This is a genomic window from Streptomyces sp. NPDC054783, from assembly GCF_053611725.1.
In genome coordinates this window covers 133,136-146,488 of the sequence record NZ_JBSHAY010000010.1, presented here as the reverse complement: position 1 = coordinate 146,488, position 13,353 = coordinate 133,136, and the positions used below count along the sequence as shown (strand labels likewise).

General features: G+C 69.3%; 12 protein-coding genes and 1 tRNA gene. 3 read left to right on the top strand and 10 right to left on the bottom strand.

Annotation, left to right across the window (positions count from 1 at the left end):
- Nucleotides 1-112 precede the first annotated feature (112 nt).
- A complete protein-coding gene (ppc, locus tag ACWGJ5_RS19710; protein ID WP_453310940.1) occupies nucleotides 113-2,857 on the top strand; it encodes a phosphoenolpyruvate carboxylase in 2,745 nt (914 codons plus the stop codon).
- A gap of 70 nt (nucleotides 2,858-2,927) precedes the next feature.
- Here the strand turns inward: ppc and ACWGJ5_RS19705 are convergent, their stop codons facing one another.
- From ACWGJ5_RS19705 to ACWGJ5_RS19670, 8 genes are all read right to left on the bottom strand, one after another.
- Nucleotides 2,928-3,626 carry an LPXTG cell wall anchor domain-containing protein gene (locus ACWGJ5_RS19705; RefSeq protein WP_453310939.1) on the bottom strand — a complete coding sequence of 233 codons (699 nt, stop codon included), beginning with the start codon at nucleotides 3,624-3,626 and terminating at the stop codon, nucleotides 2,928-2,930.
- A gap of 126 nt (nucleotides 3,627-3,752) precedes the next feature.
- On the bottom strand, nucleotides 3,753-4,268 hold the full coding sequence (locus ACWGJ5_RS19700) for a hypothetical protein (protein WP_453310938.1): 516 nt from the start codon (nucleotides 4,266-4,268) through the stop codon (nucleotides 3,753-3,755).
- A gap of 52 nt (nucleotides 4,269-4,320) precedes the next feature.
- Nucleotides 4,321-4,926 (bottom strand): aminoacyl-tRNA hydrolase, encoded by a 606-nt coding sequence (gene pth / locus ACWGJ5_RS19695; RefSeq protein WP_453310937.1) that lies wholly within the window; start codon nucleotides 4,924-4,926, stop codon nucleotides 4,321-4,323.
- A 75-nt stretch (nucleotides 4,927-5,001) separates the two neighbouring features.
- Entirely contained in the window at nucleotides 5,002-5,598 is a 597-nt protein-coding gene (locus ACWGJ5_RS19690; protein WP_453310936.1) for a 50S ribosomal protein L25/general stress protein Ctc, read from the bottom strand.
- A 209-nt stretch (nucleotides 5,599-5,807) separates the two neighbouring features.
- Nucleotides 5,808-6,788: a ribose-phosphate diphosphokinase gene (locus tag ACWGJ5_RS19685; RefSeq protein WP_228624688.1), complete on the bottom strand. Its 981-nt coding sequence runs from the start codon at nucleotides 6,786-6,788 to the stop codon at nucleotides 5,808-5,810.
- 154 nt (nucleotides 6,789-6,942) lie between these two features.
- A complete protein-coding gene (glmU, locus tag ACWGJ5_RS19680; RefSeq protein WP_453310935.1) occupies nucleotides 6,943-8,391 on the bottom strand; it encodes a bifunctional UDP-N-acetylglucosamine diphosphorylase/glucosamine-1-phosphate N-acetyltransferase GlmU in 1,449 nt (482 codons plus the stop codon).
- Between the two features lie 113 nt (nucleotides 8,392-8,504).
- Nucleotides 8,505-8,577: transfer RNA gene (locus tag ACWGJ5_RS19675), tRNA-Gln, on the bottom strand.
- Nucleotides 8,578-8,585: 8 nt separating this feature from the next.
- A complete protein-coding gene (locus ACWGJ5_RS19670) occupies nucleotides 8,586-9,467 on the bottom strand; it encodes a hypothetical protein (RefSeq protein ID WP_453310934.1) in 882 nt (293 codons plus the stop codon).
- Nucleotides 9,468-9,632: 165 nt separating this feature from the next.
- Between ACWGJ5_RS19670 and ACWGJ5_RS19665 the strand changes: the two genes are divergently transcribed.
- Nucleotides 9,633-10,946 carry a sensor histidine kinase gene (locus ACWGJ5_RS19665; protein WP_453310933.1) on the top strand — a complete coding sequence of 438 codons (1,314 nt, stop codon included), beginning with the start codon at nucleotides 9,633-9,635 and terminating at the stop codon, nucleotides 10,944-10,946.
- 19 nt (nucleotides 10,947-10,965) lie between these two features.
- Here ACWGJ5_RS19665 and ACWGJ5_RS19660 read toward each other — a convergent pair whose 3' ends face one another.
- On the bottom strand, nucleotides 10,966-11,460 hold the full coding sequence (locus ACWGJ5_RS19660; protein WP_453310932.1) for an SUKH-3 domain-containing protein: 495 nt from the start codon (nucleotides 11,458-11,460) through the stop codon (nucleotides 10,966-10,968).
- 51 nt (nucleotides 11,461-11,511) lie between these two features.
- Complete coding sequence (locus tag ACWGJ5_RS19655; RefSeq protein WP_453310931.1) at nucleotides 11,512-12,027, bottom strand: YwqJ-related putative deaminase; 516 nt, start codon at nucleotides 12,025-12,027, stop codon at nucleotides 11,512-11,514.
- Nucleotides 12,028-12,324: 297 nt separating this feature from the next.
- Between ACWGJ5_RS19655 and ACWGJ5_RS19650 the strand changes: the two genes are divergently transcribed.
- Nucleotides 12,325-13,353, top strand: coding sequence for an HNH endonuclease (locus ACWGJ5_RS19650; RefSeq protein ID WP_453310930.1), 1,029 nt, complete (start codon nucleotides 12,325-12,327; stop codon nucleotides 13,351-13,353).

The following is a 13,353-nucleotide window of genomic DNA, read 5'->3' as shown; positions in this document are numbered from 1 at the left end:
GTCCGCTGAAGTTTCCTTCCCGGACGCTCCGGCCCGTATGCGGCGCCCGCCGCGCGGCAGCCGGCCGGGTTCCCCTCCCAGACGAGCTTCCACACTGCAAGGAGCCGCACCTGTGAGCAGTGCCGACGACCAGACCACCACGACCAGCAGCGAGCTGCGCGCCGACATCCGCCGGCTGGGTGATCTCCTGGGCGAGACCCTCGTACGGCAGGAAGGCCCCGAGCTCCTCGACCTGGTCGAGAAGGTCCGCCGCCTCACCCGCGAGGACGGCGAGGCCGCCGCCGAGCTGCTGCGCGGCACCGAACTGGAGACCGCGGCCAAGCTGGTCCGCGCCTTCTCCACCTACTTCCACCTCGCCAACGTCACCGAGCAGGTGCACCGCGGCCGCGAACTGCGGGCCCGGCGCGCCGCCGAGGGCGGCCTCCTCGCCCGCACCGCCGACCGGCTCAAGGACGCCGACCCCGGACACCTCAAGCAGACCGTCCAGCACCTGAACGTCCGCCCGGTGTTCACCGCACACCCCACCGAGGCCGCGCGCCGCTCGGTGCTGAACAAGCTCCGGCGCATCGCCGCGCTCCTGGAGACCCCCGTCCAGGGCTCCGACCGCCGCCGCCTCGACGTCCGCCTCGCCGAGAACATCGACCTGGTGTGGCAGACCGACGAACTGCGCGTCGTACGCCCCGAGCCCGCCGACGAGGCCCGCAACGCCATCTACTACCTCGACGAGCTGCACGCCGGCGCGGTGGGAGACGTCCTGGAGGACCTCACCGCGGAGCTGGAGCGGGTCGGCGTCAAGCTTCCCGACGACACCCGCCCGCTCACCTTCGGCACCTGGATCGGCGGCGACCGCGACGGCAACCCCAACGTCACCCCCCAGGTCACCTGGGACGTCCTCATCCTCCAGCACGAGCACGGCATCAACGACGCCCTGGAGATGATCGACGAGCTGCGCGGACTGCTCTCCAACTCCATCCGCTACACCGGCGCCACCGAAGAGCTCCTGGAATCCCTCAAGCAGGACCTGGAGACCCTCCCCGAGATCAGCCCCCGCTACAAGCGCCTCAACGCCGAGGAGCCCTACCGGCTCAAGGCCACCTGCATCCGGCAGAAGCTGCAGAACACCAAGCAGCGCCTCGCCAAGGGCACCCCGCACGAGTCGGGCCGCGACTACCTCGGCACCAGCGAGATGCTCACCGACCTCCGGCTCATCCAGGCCTCGCTGCGCGAGCACCGCGGCGGCCTCCTCGCCGACGGCCGCCTGGCCCGCACCATCCGCACCCTGGCCGCCTTCGGCCTCCAGCTGGCCACCATGGACGTCCGCGAACACGCCGACGCCCACCACCACGCCCTCGGCCAGCTCTTCGACCGCCTCGGCGAGGAGTCCTGGCGCTACGCCGACATGCCCCGCGAGTACCGGGCCAAGCTCCTCGCCAAGGAGCTGCGCTCGCGCAGGCCGCTGGCGCCCACCCCGGCGCCCGTCGACGCGGCCGGCCAGAAGACCCTCGGCGTGTTCGGGACCGTCAAGAAGGCCCTGGAGGTCTTCGGCCCCGAGGTCGTCGAGTCCTACATCATCTCCATGTGCCAGGGCGCCGACGACGTCTTCGCCGCCGCCGTCCTCGCCCGCGAGGCCGGCCTGATCGACCTCCACGCCGGCTGGGCGAAGATCGGCATCGTCCCCCTGCTGGAGACCACCGACGAGCTCAAGGCCGCCGACACCATCCTCGAGGACATGCTCTCCGACCCGTCCTACCGGCGCCTGGTCGCGCTGCGCGGCGACGTCCAGGAGGTCATGCTCGGCTACTCCGACTCCTCCAAGTTCGGCGGCATCACCACCAGCCAGTGGGAGATCCACCGGGCGCAGCGGCGCCTGCGCGACGTCGCCCACCGCTACGGCGTACGCCTCCGGCTCTTCCACGGCCGCGGCGGCACCGTCGGCCGCGGCGGCGGCCCCTCCCACGACGCCATCCTCGCCCAGCCCTGGGGCACCCTGGAGGGCGAGATCAAGGTCACCGAGCAGGGCGAGGTCATCTCCGACAAGTACCTCATCCCCTCCCTGGCCCGGGAGAACCTGGAACTGACCGTCGCCGCCACCCTGCAGGCCTCCGCCCTGCACACCGCCCCCCGCCAGTCCGACGAGGCCCTCGCCCGCTGGGACGCCGCCATGGACGTCGTCTCGGACGCCGCCCACGCCGCCTACCGCAGGCTCGTCGAGGACCCCGACCTGCCGGCGTACTTCTTCGCCGCCACCCCGGTGGACCAGCTCGCCGAGCTGCACCTGGGATCCCGGCCCTCCCGGCGCCCCGACTCCGGCGCCGGCCTCGACGGCCTGCGCGCCATCCCCTGGGTGTTCGGCTGGACCCAGTCCCGGCAGATCGTCCCCGGCTGGTTCGGCGTCGGCTCCGGCCTCAAGGCGCTGCGCGAGGCAGGCCTGCGGCAGGAAGGTGACACCGTCCTCGACGAGATGTACCAGCAGTGGCACTTCTTCCAGAACTTCGTCTCCAACGTCGAGATGACCCTGGCCAAGACCGACCTGCGCATCGCCCAGCACTACGTCGACACCCTCGTCCCCGACGACCTCAAGCACGTCTTCGACACCATCAAGGCCGAACACGAGCTGACCGTCCGCGAGGTCCTGCGGATCACCGGCGAGCAGGAACTGCTGGACGCCCAGCCCGTCCTCAGGCAGACCTTCGCCATCCGCGACGCCTACCTGGACCCCATCTCCTACCTCCAGGTCACCCTGCTCAAGCGCCAGCGCGACGCCGCCGCGGCCGGTCTCACCCCCGACCCGCTGCTCTCCCGCGCCCTGCTCCTGACCGTCAACGGCGTGGCAGCGGGCCTGCGCAACACCGGCTGACGGCCACCCCGCACAAAAGGGTGCCCCCGGGGTCGTACGACCCCGGGGGCACCCTTGTACGTGGCTCAGGTCAGCCGCGCGCCTTCCGGCGCCGCACCACCAGGTAGCCGCCCGCGCCCACCAGCACGGCCGCGACACCCGACAGCGCACCCACCGGAACACCGTTGCCGGTCTCGGCGAGACCGCCACCGCCCTGCGCGGACGGCGAGGACGACGGAGCCGGGGAGGACGAGGACGCCGAACCCGGGGCCGACGAGGACGGCGACACGGACGAGGACGGGGACGAGGACGGCGCCGGGGACGCGCTCGACGTCGCACCGGACGACGGACCCGACGACGGCGTACCGCCACCGCCGCCGGAGGCCCGGCAGTCCGTCCAGAACACCTTGTGCTTGGCCGCGCCCTTCTCGCCGGCGAAGTTCCAGAACAGCTTGTAGTGCCCGTCCGACAGCGTCATGTCCGACGTGCGGCCGTGGCCGTCGGCGTCCAGGGACAGGGCACCCGACTTCACCGTCGTGCCCTTCGTCCCACCGGTCGGGGCCCACACCTCGATGCGCCAGTCGACCTGCTGGCCGCCGTCGAAGTGGAAGGCGTCGAGGTAGAACGAGCACACATGCGGCTGATTGCGCTCGTCGAACTCGTCCGTCGTGGACTTGTGGATCTTCACATCGCCGTTGTCACCGGGCGGAGCGGCGTGCGCCGCGGGCGCGAGAAACAGCGCTGCCGACACACCGGCGGACACCGCGCCGGCACGGATGAGGGTACGCATGGGGCTGGCCCATCTTCGAGTGGCCTACGGGAAAGATGTGGAGGGGGCGCCCCAGCTTCCAGCCCCCGCTGACCCAGGGTCAATCACGAAGAGACAACACCTGCGCGCCACGACCGGCGCGCGGAGTCACGAACCGGCGGACACCGCAAGAAAAGCCCCCGTCAGCAAGGCCACCCCGCACCCCGCCAGCACCCACGCCACCCGCGACAGCCGCATCCCGCCCGCCACCACCACCGAGGCCAGCAGCAACGCCCCGCCCAACGGCACCCAGGAGTACAGGATCCCCGCCGGACCCGAGCGCACCGCGTCCGCCGTACCCGGCTTCAGCACGACGTCGTACGTCCGCCCCTTGCGCACCGCCACCGGCTGCGCGATCTCCACACGCGCGCGCGCCCGCGCCCCCGCCGACGTCGGCGTGAAGGGACCACTGCAGGCGTCGCCCGAACAGGACGTCACCCTCACCGTGCCCTGCTCCCGACCCTTGGACAGCATCACGTGCTGCGCGGTCCCCCAGGAACCCCACACCCCGGCGAACAGGATCAACGCGGCGAGCGCACCCATCGCCGCGACCCGCCCCAACCGCAACGCGGTCACGGAGGCCCGGCGAGCAGTGCTGGCTGTGGCAGGCATGGCCGGGATCATTGGCCATTCCCGTACGGGCGGTCAACCTCGCTGTCCGCCGTACAAGCACATGTCAGGAGTTGTACGCGCTCTGCGCCCGCTCCAGCCCCTCGATCACCAGACACTCCACCGCGTCCGCCGCACGGTCCACGAAGTAGTCCAGCTCCTTGCGCTCCGCCGACGAGAAGTCCTTCAGCACGAAGTCCGCCACCTGCATACGACCCGGAGGCCGCCCGATCCCGAACCGCACCCGGTGATAGTCCGAACCCATCGCCTTCGTCATCGACTTCAGACCGTTGTGCCCGTTGTCCCCACCGCCCAGCTTCAGCCGCAGCGTGCCGTAGTCGATGTCCAACTCGTCATGCACGGCCACGACGTTCGCCACCGGCACCTTGTAGAAGTCCTTCAGCGCGTTCACCGGACCACCGGACAAGTTCATGTACGACATCGGCTTCGCCAGGATCACCCGCCGGTTCGCCGGCCCCGCCGGACCGATCCGGCCCTCCAGCACCTGCGCCTGCGCCTTGCCCGCCCGCTTGAACTTCCCCCCGATCCGCTCCGCGAGCAGGTCCGCCACCATGAAACCGACGTTGTGCCGGTTCATCGCATACTCCGGCCCGGGATTCCCCAGCCCGACGATCAGCCAGGGACCAGTGCTGGCGGGAGTGGTCACGTCCATGTCTCCTTGATACGCGCCAGCCGCCGCTCCCCGCGAGGGAAGCGGCGGCTGAACAACTGACGACTACGGCGAGGCTCAGGCCTCCGCCGCCTCCTCGCCCTCCTCGGCGGCCTCGCCCTCGGTCACCTCGACCTGGGCCTGCAGCACCTGGAGAACGACGGCGTCCTCGTCCACGGCCAGGGTCACACCGCTCGGCAGGGTGATGTCCTTGGCGAGGACGGAGGCACCGGCCTCCAGACCCTCGACGGAGACCGTGACGGCCTCGGGGATGTGCGTCGCCTCGGCCTCGACCGGCAGCGCGTTCAGGACGTGCTCCAGCAGGTTGCCACCGGCGGCCAGCTCGCCCTCGGCGTGCACCGGGACCTCGACCGTGACCTTCTCGCCACGCTTGACCAGCAGCAGGTCCACGTGCTCCAGGAAGCCCTTGACCGCGTCACGCTGGACGGCCTTCGGAATCGCCAGCTCGTTGGTCTTGCCGTCGATGTCCAGGGAGATCAGGACGTTCGGCGTACGCAGCGCCAGCAGCAGGTCGTGACCCGGCAGGGTCAGGTGCACCGGCTCGGTGCCGTGGCCGTAGAGAACAACCGGAACCTTGCTGGCACGGCGGATGCGGCGCGCGGCACCCTTGCCGAACTCGGTACGGGTCTCGGCGGTGAGCTTCACCTCGGACATGATGATCACTCCTCGTAGAACTCGGAACGGACGTGGTCACCCGGCCACGAACGGCCTGCTACGAAGAGCGCGTCGATAACGGACCGCCGTACCCCCGTCAGAAACGGAGTACGGCCTCCCTCGCCGAGCAACTGCAGCAGTCTACTCGGACCAGGAGGCCGCACCCAAAAGGATCTTCGGCTACCTCACGCAGCGGGGCCGCAGAAACCTCACTGCTCGTCGAAGAGGCTGGTCACCGAACCATCCTCGAACACCTCACGCACCGCACTCGCGATCGTCGGAGCGATCGACAACACCGTGATCTTGTCCAGATCCCGGCCCAGCTCCGCCGGCGTCGGCAGCGTGTTCGTGAACACGAACTCACTCACCCGCGAGTTCTTCAGCCGGTCCGCCGCAGGACCGGAGAGCACACCGTGCGTCGCCGTGACGATCACGTCCTCCGCACCGTGCGCGAACAGCGCATCGGCAGCGGCACAGATCGTCCCACCAGTGTCGATCATGTCGTCCACCAGCACACACACCCGGCCCTTGACCTCACCCACGACCTCGTGGACGGTCACCTGGTTCGCCACATCCTTGTCACGCCGCTTGTGCACGATGGCGAGCGGCGCACCCAGCCGGTCACACCAGCGGTCCGCCACACGCACCCGGCCCGCGTCCGGCGACACGACCGTCAGCTTGTCCCGGTCCACCTTCTCGCCCACATAATCGGCGAGCAGCGGCAGCGCGAACAGATGATCCACCGGCCCGTCGAAGAAACCCTGGATCTGGTCCGTGTGCAGATCCACGGTCAGAATCCGGTCGGCACCCGCCGTCTTCATCAGATCCGCGATCAGACGCGCCGAAATAGGTTCACGACCACGGTGCTTCTTGTCCTGCCGCGCGTAACCGTAGAACGGCACAATCACCGTGATGGAGCGAGCCGACGCACGCTTCAGCGCGTCGATCATGATCAGCTGCTCCATGATCCACTGGTTGATCGGAGTCGTGTGGCTCTGGATCACAAAGCAGTCCGCACCACGCGCCGACTCCTGGTAACGGACGTAGATCTCACCGTTCGCGAAGTCGAAGGCCTTCGTCGGGACAACCCCGACACCCAACTCGTGGGCGACCTCCTCGGCAAGCTCGGGGTGGGCGCGGCCGGAGAAGAACATCATCTTCTTCTCGCCGGTCGTCTTGAACCCGGTCACAGCACAGTCTCCTCAGAGGTTGTCTCAGCCAGCCGACTGCTACCCCGACCTCCCGCCTGGGCATGAGAGGCCGAATCAGCTGGTAGGGGTGCGGGTGCACGTGTGCGGATGTGCACTTATCACGGTACGCCGTGTTTGGCGCACCCGTTTCCGGTCAGTCCTCGCTCTCGCCCCTCCGGGACGCCGCCTCGGCCGCCTTCGCCGCCGCGCTCCCCGGACGCTTCCGAGCCACCCAACCCTCGATATTCCGCTGCTGACCACGGGCCACGGCCAGCGAACCGGGCGGCACATCCTTCGTGATCACAGACCCGGCGGCGGTGTAGGCACCGTCCCCGACCGTGACAGGAGCCACAAACATGTTGTCCGAACCCGTCTTGCAGTGCGACCCGACCGTCGTGTGATGCTTGCTCTCACCGTCGTAGTTCACGAACACACTCGCCGCCCCGATGTTCGTGTACTCACCGATCGTCGCGTCACCGACATACGACAGATGCGGCACCTTCGTGCCCTCACCGATCTTCGCGTTCTTCGTCTCGACGTACGTCCCGATCTTGCCCTTGGTCCCCAGCCGGGTCCCCGGCCGCAGATACGCATACGGCCCCACCGACGCCTCCGGCCCGACGACGGCCCCGTCCGACACGGTGTTGTCCACCCGCGCCCCCGCACCGACCTGCGTGTCCTTCAGCCGGCTGTTCGGCCCCACCTCGGCACCCTCACCCAGCTGCGTCGACCCCGTGAGCTGCGTATTCGGATGAACGACGACATCCCGCTCGAAGGAGACGGTCACATCGACCCAGGTGGACGCAGGGTCCACCACGGTGACCCCCTCCAGCATGGCGGCCGTCAGCAGCCGGTCGTTGAGAATCCGGCGCGCCTCGGCCAGCTGCACCCGGTTGTTGATCCCGGCGATCTCCCGGTGATCCCCGGCCACGGAAGCGCCGACGCGATGACCGGCCTCACGCAGGATCCCCAGCACGTCCGTGAGGTACTCCTCACCCTGGCTGTTGTCCGTCCGCACCTTCTTCAGCGCGTCCGCCAGCAACTGCCCGTCGAACGCGAACACCCCGCTGTTGATCTCCCGGATCGCCCGCTGGACCTCGGACGCGTCCTTGTGCTCCACGATCGCGGTCACGGCACCCGTCACCTCGTCCCGGATGATCCGCCCGTACCCGGTGGCGTCCGGAACCTCGGCGGTCAGCACGGTCACGGCGTTGCCGTCGGCGGCATGGGTCCCGGCGAGCGCCCGGAGCGTGTCGGCGGTGAGCAGGGGCGTGTCCCCGCACACGACCACGACAGTCCCGACGACGGCCCCGCCCAGCTCCTCCAGACCCATCCGCACGGCATGCCCGGTCCCGTTCTGCTCGGCCTGCACGGCGGTGCGCACGCCCGGGTCGATCTCGTTCAGGTGCGCGGCGACCTGCTCCCGGGCATGCCCCACGACGACGACCAGGTTCTCCGGGTCCAACTCACGGGCGGCGGCCAGCACATGGCCCACCAGGGAACGGCCACAGATCTCGTGCAGGACCTTCGGTGTGGCCGACTTCATACGGGTGCCCTCACCCGCTGCGAGAACGACGACGGCTGCCGGGCGAATGGCGCTCACGGGGTTGCCCTTCGGCTGTGGGTGGTGGGGGTGACAGCCGCAGGATACCGGGGCGATTCTTGGGGGAGGTGAGAGCGGGCCCTGACGGGGAGGTCAGGGCCCGAACCGAGCAGCTCCGCCAGCTGGATTCGAACCAGCACTACAGGGCTTCAAAGGCCCGCGGGCTACCAGTTACCCCATGGCGGATGGCTGCGTCAGACCTTACCTGAGGAGAGTGGCGTCGTGATCCCGGAGGCCGCATCCACCATGCCTGTCCACCAGCCTTCGATGCGGCGATAGAGGTCGGCGCCTTGCAAGACGCTGATCACGAGACAGCCTCGATAGCCCTCGCCTACATTCTTGCGGACGGTTTTCGGGTTGTGCTTCTTGATTGTCGTCCGCTGGAACACCGAGGCGTCGACGCCGACGAGCTCAGCCCTAAAGTGCTTGGCGCCTTCGACGTCGCCAGTCGCGTGGATCATGACGCGATACCGGAGGCGGTCGCGTTCTACGCCAAGCAGATCCAGCCAGGCGAGGTAGATCCGGATCACGCCAGGGTCGCTGTTGACGAACTGCACGTTTTCGCGTCGGTCATACGGCTTGTCCTTGGCGCCCTCGGCCCAATAGAGGGCGACGCCCGTCATGAACAGCTCGCGAGGAGTCATTGCGCCGATTTCGCTCGCGGCCGCTGCTTTGGTCTTCTGCCGCTCTTCGTCCCGTACCGCGAGCTCGTGCTCCCAGCGCTTCCGGGCCGCGAGCTTTGCCTGCTCCGTGGGGTCGCGTCGCTCCGGCCTCGGCAGCTCCCTTACCCAAAGCGAGATCGAACTCTTCGAGCAGCCCAGTTCGACCTGGATCTGGTCGTAGGTCCAGCCCTGGAGCCGTAGCTCCCGTGCCTTGTCCCGGAGGTCGTCCTTCGCGTTCGGGCGCTTGGTCCACTCAGGAGGTGGCTCGCCCTCCAGGAGGCGGTTGAGGATGTCGTTGTTGTCGACATGCAGCCGGTCGCGGATCTGTCGTCGGCTGAGACCTGCCCGCCGCAGGGCGACCGCCCGTTCCCGTAAGTCCTCGAAGTCGGTGTATTTGCCGATTGAATGTGCCATAGGCATACCGTCCGCCGGAATGAGGTGTTCCGGAGTCGAACGGGAAGGGTTCACCAGTTCGAGTGATACCGGTGTGTTTCGAGGTCGTCCGGTTACGGAGTGTGGTGTGTGGAGGTCGGTGAAAGTCGCCGGAAATGCCGCAGCCGTCGCCCGTAGGCTGGAGGCATGACCACGACGGGGGAAGAGCACGCCAGGGCCCGGACGGGGCCGTGGTGGTGGACCAGGTGGCGCAGTGCGGTGCTCGACGGGAGTCTGGCGCTGGTGTCGGCCGTGGAGTGCGGAGCCGAGGGGGTGCCGTTCGCCCGGGACGCGGGGATCCCGCTGGCGGTGGGGATCGTTTTCGGGGTGATCGCCGGGTCCGTGTTGCTCGTGCGGCGGAAGTGGCCCATTGCCGTCGTACTCGTGGCGATCGCGATCACGCCCGCGCAGATGGGGTTCCTGCTGGGTGTCGTCGGCCTGTACACGCTGGCCGCGTGCGAGCTGCCGCGCCGGATCATCGGGGCGCTGGCGGGGATGTCGCTGGTGGGTACGGCGGTCGTGACGTTCGTGCGGGTGCGGCAGGACATGGCGCGGGGCGATCTGACACTGGGTGACTGGTTCGTGCCGTTCGCGGCGGTGACGACGGCGTTGGGGCTGACGGCTCCGCCGGTGCTGCTGGGCCTGTATGTGGGGGCGCGGCGGCGGTTGATGGAGAGTCTCAGGGAGCGGGCGGACAGTCTGGAGCGGGAGCTTCAGTTGCTGGCCGAGCGGGCGGAGGAGCGGGCCGAGTGGGCGAGGAACGAGGAGCGGACTCGGATCGCTCGTGAGATGCACGACGTGGTGGCGCATCGGGTGAGTCTGATGGTGGTGCATGCGGCGGCGTTGCAGGCGGTGGCCCGGAAGGATCCGGAGAAGGCCGTGCGGAATGCGGCGCTGGTGGGGGACATGGGGCGGCAGGCGTTGACCGAGTTGCGGGAGATGCTGGGGGTGCTGCGGTCGGGGGAGGAGCCGGGGCGGCGTGCCTCGGGGGTGCCGTTGGCGGCGGTGCGGGAGGCGGCTGCGGCGGCTGCTTCCCGGGTGGCGGAGGCGGATGGTTCGGTGGAGGGGCCGTGTCTGTCGGAGCTGGAGGAGTTGGTCGGGCAGTCGGCGGCTGCGGGGATGGTCGTGCGTCTGTCGGTGGAGGGGGAGGCGCGGTCGTATGCGGCGGTGGTCGAGCAGACGGCGTACCGGGTGGTGCAGGAGGCGTTGACGAACGTCCACAAGCATGCGGCGGGTGCGAAGACGCATGTGCGGCTCGCGCATCGGGTGTCGGAGATCGCGATGCAGGTGGAGAACGAGCCGCCGCCGGAGCCGGGGTCGGCGTCGGCGGCGGGGTTGCCGTCGGGTGGGAACGGCCTGGTGGGGATGCGTGAGCGGGTCGTGGCGCTGGGTGGTGTGTTTGTGTCGGGGCCGACGGATGCGGGGGGTTTCCGGGTGTCGGCGGTGATTCCGGCGGCGTAGGCGCGTTCTGTGCGGGGGTTCAGCCGGCGGTGAGGCGTACGGGTTCGATGCCGGTGACGAGGGTGGCGAGGGCGTGGTCGATGTCGGGGCCGGCGTACCAGTCGCCGGTGTGGTCGAGGGTGTAGACGCGGCCTTCGGCGTCGATGGCGAGGACGGCGGTGGTGTCGGTCTCCTGGCCGAGGGGGCACAGTTCGGTGCCGAGGGCGCGGCCGAGGTCGCCGAGGGTGCGGGCGTGGTGGAGGCCGTGGAGGGGGTCGAGGTGGAGGGTGGCGGGGGCGATCTGGCGGCCGGGGCCGTTGGGGGTGATGGTCAGGCCGCCGAATTCGGCCCAGGCTTCGACGGCGGCGGGGAAGACGGTGTGCCGGTGGCCGGCGGGTGAGGTGTGTTCGCGCAGGGTGTCGGCCCAGATCTCTGCCTGCTTTATGTCCCAGCGTCCGGGTTGCCAGCCGGCGGCGCGCAGGGCGGCGTCGACGAGTACGGGGAAGCGTGTGGTGGATGTGCGGTCGGTGTGCATCGGCCCTTCGTTCGTCGAGCTTGCTGGTGTTACTGGTGTTGACGGGGGCTGTCAGCTGTCGGTTGCCGTGGGGTCGACGATGCGGATGCCGAAGTGGGCGCTGAGGGCGGTGCAGGCGCGGCAGGGGGTGGCGAAGCTGCCGTGGAGGGGGTCGCCGTCCTCGCGTATGCGGCGGGCGGTGAGTTTGGCGTTTTTCAGGGTTTTGCGGGCTTCGCCGTTGGTCATGGCTTTGCGGGCGGCGCGTTTGCTGCGTGCGGCGTCGGCGGCGGTGAGGTGCCGGGAGATGAGGATGGTTTCGGCGCAGCGTCCGGTGAAGCGGTCGCGTTCGCTGCTGGTGAGGGTGTCGAGGAAGTCCTGGACGAGGGGGTGCAGGGGTGGGGGTTGGTCGCTGCGGGCGGCGGTGCCGGTGAGGGTGGCGCCGCGGACGGAGAGGGCGGCGGCGATGGTGGGCAGGATGCCGTCGCGGCGGTGGTGGAGGGTGGGGGCGGGGGGTGTGTCGGTGCCGCTCCAGCCGATGCGTGGGTCGCCGGCCCGCACGTCGGTGCCTCCGGTTCGCAAGGTATTCATGTTCGTTTTCCCCTCCCCGGGCGTTCCCCGGCATCCCCCGAAGGACACAGGGTGCCAAATGCCGTGGCGGGTGCGGAAGCTGGGGCGGTGCGACACGCCCGGGTCGGGGGAGGTCGTCACGGTGGGGTGACGGCTGGTCACGGAAGCGGAGGGTGGTTTTTCCGGGGTTGTGGAGGGGTGGTTTCTCCGGGGTGTGGTGGGCCGGTGACCGGGGTTCGGGTACCGCATAGGCTGTCGGCATCCGCGATCGACACCGCCGTATTAAGGCCAGAGAGAACGCCGCAGGGGGCTACCGCCATGACGACAGGTCGGCTCGGGCAGCAAGCCGCGCCGCCGAACGCGGCCTATGCCGGGCAGGTCGTGCACTTTCCGGATCCGGTCCGGGCGGCGCGTCACCCGAGAGGGGTACGGGTGGATGAGCGTGGTTACCCGGATTTCTCTGCGTACGCGCGTGTGGCGGTGGAGATCGCCGAGCCGCCGGAGGGTTTCGGTGTCGACGAGTTGCGGCTGACGGACTATGTGTCGGCGAACGCGGCGTTGGCGGCGGAGCGGCACGAGTTGTGGGACACGGTGCCGGATGTGGCGACGCCGCACGGGTGGACGTGGCATCACGTGGCCGGGACGCGGCGGCTGGAGCTGGTTCCGGTCGAGGTGAAGGCGTTGCTGCGGCATCACGGTGGGCTGGTGACGACGGCGGTGGACCATGGGAAGCGGGGGACGCGGCCGTTGCAGGAGACCCGGCCGGCGCATTTCGGGCTGCCGAAGTCGGGTGTGGCGGTGTCGGAGGCGCAGGTGCAGGGTGTCGAGGAGGACCTGGGGTACCGGCTTCCGGGGGCGTATCGCTCGTTCTTGAAGGCTGCGGGTGGGTGTGCGCCGGTGGGTACGGCGCTGGACCCGGAGTTGGGTCTGCTGCTGGACCAGCCGTTCTTCACGGTACGTGAGGAGGCGGCTGTCAATGACCTTGTGTATGTGAACAAGTGTCTGCGCGACCATCTGACGAAGGATTACCTCGGGGTGGTGTTCGTGCAGGGCGGGTTGCTTGCGGTGAAGGTGAAGGGGGAGCGGCCCGGTTCGGTGTGGTTCTGCGCGTACGACGACGTGCGTGATGTGGATCCGTCGTGGTCGCCGGCGGAGCGGGTGGAGCGTCTGCTGCTGCCGTGCGGTGACGATTTCGACGCCTTCCTGTCGAGGCTGGCGGGCAGTCCGCCGGAGTTGGAGACGGTGGCGAATCTGATGGTGGACGGCGGTTTCGCGCGTGTCGTTCCGGTGTCTTCCGGTTCTTCCGGTGCTTCCGGTGCGGCGTCTTCCGGCCCGGTGGGGGAGTGA

What these genes read in the sequence shown, in the direction of transcription:
- ACWGJ5_RS19650 (WP_453310930.1), top strand. Translation starts at nt 12,325, where the DNA reads ATGACGACAGGTCGGCTCGGGCAGCAAGCCGCGCCGCCGAACGCGGCC.
- ACWGJ5_RS19705 (WP_453310939.1), bottom strand. Translation starts at nt 3,626, where the DNA reads ATGCGTACCCTCATCCGTGCCGGCGCGGTGTCCGCCGGTGTGTCGGCA.
- ACWGJ5_RS19665 (WP_453310933.1), top strand. Translation starts at nt 9,633, where the DNA reads ATGACCACGACGGGGGAAGAGCACGCCAGGGCCCGGACGGGGCCGTGG.
- ACWGJ5_RS19670 (WP_453310934.1), bottom strand. Translation starts at nt 9,467, where the DNA reads ATGGCACATTCAATCGGCAAATACACCGACTTCGAGGACTTACGGGAA.
- ACWGJ5_RS19690 (WP_453310936.1), bottom strand. Translation starts at nt 5,598, where the DNA reads ATGTCCGAGGTGAAGCTCACCGCCGAGACCCGTACCGAGTTCGGCAAG.
- ACWGJ5_RS19700 (WP_453310938.1), bottom strand. Translation starts at nt 4,268, where the DNA reads ATGATCCCGGCCATGCCTGCCACAGCCAGCACTGCTCGCCGGGCCTCC.
- ACWGJ5_RS19655 (WP_453310931.1), bottom strand. Translation starts at nt 12,027, where the DNA reads ATGAATACCTTGCGAACCGGAGGCACCGACGTGCGGGCCGGCGACCCA.
- ACWGJ5_RS19660 (WP_453310932.1), bottom strand. Translation starts at nt 11,460, where the DNA reads ATGCACACCGACCGCACATCCACCACACGCTTCCCCGTACTCGTCGAC.
- pth (WP_453310937.1), bottom strand. Translation starts at nt 4,926, where the DNA reads ATGGACGTGACCACTCCCGCCAGCACTGGTCCCTGGCTGATCGTCGGG.